This window comes from Mannheimia kashgarensis (genome assembly GCF_041807705.1).
In the GTDB taxonomy this organism is placed as follows: Bacteria; Pseudomonadota; Gammaproteobacteria; order Enterobacterales; family Pasteurellaceae; genus Mannheimia.
The window spans coordinates 1-2607 of sequence record NZ_JBGTYY010000058.1 but is presented as its reverse complement, the minus strand read 5'-3'; the positions used below and the strand labels follow the sequence as shown (position 1 = coordinate 2607).

Here is a 2607-nt window from a genome sequence, read left to right as displayed (position 1 = left end):
CAAATTATGCCGACTGGTGGTATTTCACCGCAAAACATCAACGACTACCTTGCTATTCCGAATGTGGTGGCGTGCGGTGGCTCTTGGTTTGTGGAGAAATCACTGATTAAGGCGCAGAAGTGGGAAGAGATTGGGGGTTTAGCAAGAGAAGTTGTGGAACTTGTTAAGTAATTTTTTAATTACACTCTTCCAATTAAAAACGTATGATTTGCTTAAGATCATACGTTTTTCTTCTTTGACTTTAATGCCGTCTAAATAATCCATTTATTGCAAAATATAATAAAAATAATCAATTCATTGCAACCATAATCAAGATTTGAGAAAATCATACATAAATAATCGATTTATGTAAGAGGTTGATATGAATTTAAAAAAACAAAATGTTGTTCAAGATCCTATCGGTGGACTATGGTTAGCGAACATAACTGAAACTGAAGCATTTCAACCTTTACCCGTAATCAGTGGTATAGCGGGAAGACGCTCCACTTTAAGGGAAATTGAAACTGGATTTAGGACGGAACTTTATCAAGAAAGCAGTCGCCCTGCTGATACTATTATTGCTCATCTACAATTTTATCTACGCAATGAAATCCCACATCTTGAGTTTTTACAGCGTCTATTTAAAAACATCGGTGCAACACATATACAAAACTGGATTAACCAAGAACCAACAGGGCAATATGCTAGACGAGCTGCCTTTCTATATGAATGGCTTACTGGTGATATGCTTTCTGTGCCGTATAATCTAGGAGGCAACTACATAGATGTACTAAATAGCGAAAAAGTAGTTACCGCATCTAAACATAAAATAGAAAAAAATGAACGTTGGAGAGTGAATAATAATCTAGCCGGAACCCCTGATTTCTGTCCAATTTTACTTAAAACAGAAAATTTTACTCAAGCAGCTGATCTAGATATTGCTGAGTTACTAAACAATCTCGTAGATGAATTTGGCGAGGAACTTATTCTGCGGTCTTCTGTATGGCTAACACTAAGAGAAAGTAAAGCCAGCTTTAAAATTGAAGGAGAAAGTAAACAAACCTCACGTATTCAGAGATTTGCTGATGTTATTGCTCGTTATACAGGGCAAGGGGAATTACCTATTAATCCAGAGCAGTTATCCAAGCTCCAACAATCTATTTTAGGCAATAAAACGATTTTAGGGGAATATAGAATAAGGCAATCACCTGTTTTTGTAGGGCAAACAATTCATTTTGATGAAGTGGTGCATTATATCGCTCCTCCTCATCAAACCTTGATAGCTAAATTGAAAGGATTACAACAATTTTGGCAGAAAACTGAAGGTCAATCTTCTATTATACGAAGTGCTGTTATTGCTTTTGGCTTCGTTTATATTCATCCTCTTGCTGATGGGAATGGAAGAGTTCACCGTTTCTTATTTAATGATATTTTAAGACGAGATGGCGTTCTGCCTGCTTCTATAATTCTACCTATCTCAGGGGTAATTGCCGAATCAGCAACTGAAAGACAATCCTATTTTGCCTTGTTAGATGAAATATCTAAGTTATTAATGCAAAATATTAGAGGAGACTATGCTTTTTCTAAAGAAAAAGTCAAATATGCTGACGGTATTACCTCAAATCTTATCTTTACAAATACAGAAAATGCAGAGCCTTTATGGCGTTTTCCAAATTTAACTAAACATGTTGAATACCTATCTCGGTTGATAAAACACGTTATTACTAACGATATGCATCAGGAATCTGCTTATTTACTTAATCATCAGAATGCAAGAGAAGCAATAAAAGAAATCATAGAAATGCCCAATCAATATGCTGATAGAATTATTCGTAGCATTTTACAAAATCAAGGACAACGCTCAAATAAACTTATTAAGGAATTTGAGTTTTTAGCTGATGATGATTTGTGGGAAAAGTTAAAAGCTGTAGTAAGAGATTGTTTTGAAAAATACTAGTCTCTTTAATTTAAGCAGATACTATCCATAAGTGATTTTCTAGCAGTTTGTAAATGTTTTCTTAATGCCGCAATAGCAGCCAAATCATCTTTAATCACAATTTTTACAATTAACGCTAAATGCTCTTCTACTGCAAGAATATTTCTTGTATGTAAATTCTTATTATCCCATTGATAATGAAAATGGAAAATAACAGAAATCAGTTCTATAAAGTCGTTTATAAATGGATTATCTGCAGCAGATAAAATAAGTGTATGTAATTTTCTATCTAACTCTGAAAAATCTCTATATTTCTCAATTATATTATCCCTAAGCTCTCGATGCTCTTGTAACAATACTTTCATTTCTATCCAGCGAATATCGTTCGCTGGTAAATTCATAACGCACGGTGTGAAAATCGCCTTTGACAGTAACTACCGCCCAAAACTGTGGGAAAGTGTTGAAACCGCTCAACAGCATTATGCTAACTTACTCCCCTTAGTCGATTTAGCCCTTGTAACCTTTGATGATGAAAATCTGCTTTGGGGTGATAAGAACGAACAAGCCACCCTTACCCGCCTTGCTCAATATGGCATCGAAACTATCGTAGTCAAACAAGGCTCACTTGGTGCAACAGTTCAATATCAGGATAAACAGATTTTTGTGCCAACCGTTCCCGTTGAAAATGTGGT

General features: G+C 35.3%; 3 protein-coding genes and 1 pseudogene. 3 read left to right on the top strand and 1 reads right to left on the bottom strand.

Features of this window, described 5'->3' with window-relative positions; translation table 11 throughout:
- Positions 1–171, top strand: a pseudogene (locus ACERCF_RS12395) (bifunctional 4-hydroxy-2-oxoglutarate aldolase/2-dehydro-3-deoxy-phosphogluconate aldolase); the annotation flags it as partial.
- A gap of 190 nt (positions 172–361) precedes the next feature.
- Positions 362–1936 carry a Fic family protein gene (locus ACERCF_RS12390; RefSeq protein ID WP_373625772.1) on the top strand — a complete coding sequence of 525 codons (1575 nt, stop codon included), beginning with the start codon at positions 362–364 and terminating at the stop codon, positions 1934–1936.
- Between the two features lie 5 nt (positions 1937–1941).
- Here the strand turns inward: ACERCF_RS12390 and ACERCF_RS12385 are convergent, their stop codons facing one another.
- A complete protein-coding gene (locus ACERCF_RS12385; protein ID WP_373625771.1) occupies positions 1942–2316 on the bottom strand; it encodes an FCD domain-containing protein in 375 nt (124 codons plus the stop codon).
- Between the two features lie 10 nt (positions 2317–2326).
- On the opposite strand from ACERCF_RS12385, the gene ACERCF_RS12380 reads away from it, so the two are divergent.
- On the top strand, positions 2327–2607 hold a 281-nt coding region (locus ACERCF_RS12380; RefSeq protein ID WP_373625769.1), incomplete at its 3' end, for a PfkB family carbohydrate kinase.

Coding starts and splice junctions, on each gene's coding strand:
- ACERCF_RS12390 (WP_373625772.1), top strand. CDS start 362: ATGAATTTAAAAAAACAAAATGTTGTTCAAGATCCTATCGGTGGACTA.
- ACERCF_RS12385 (WP_373625771.1), bottom strand. CDS start 2,316: ATGAATTTACCAGCGAACGATATTCGCTGGATAGAAATGAAAGTATTG.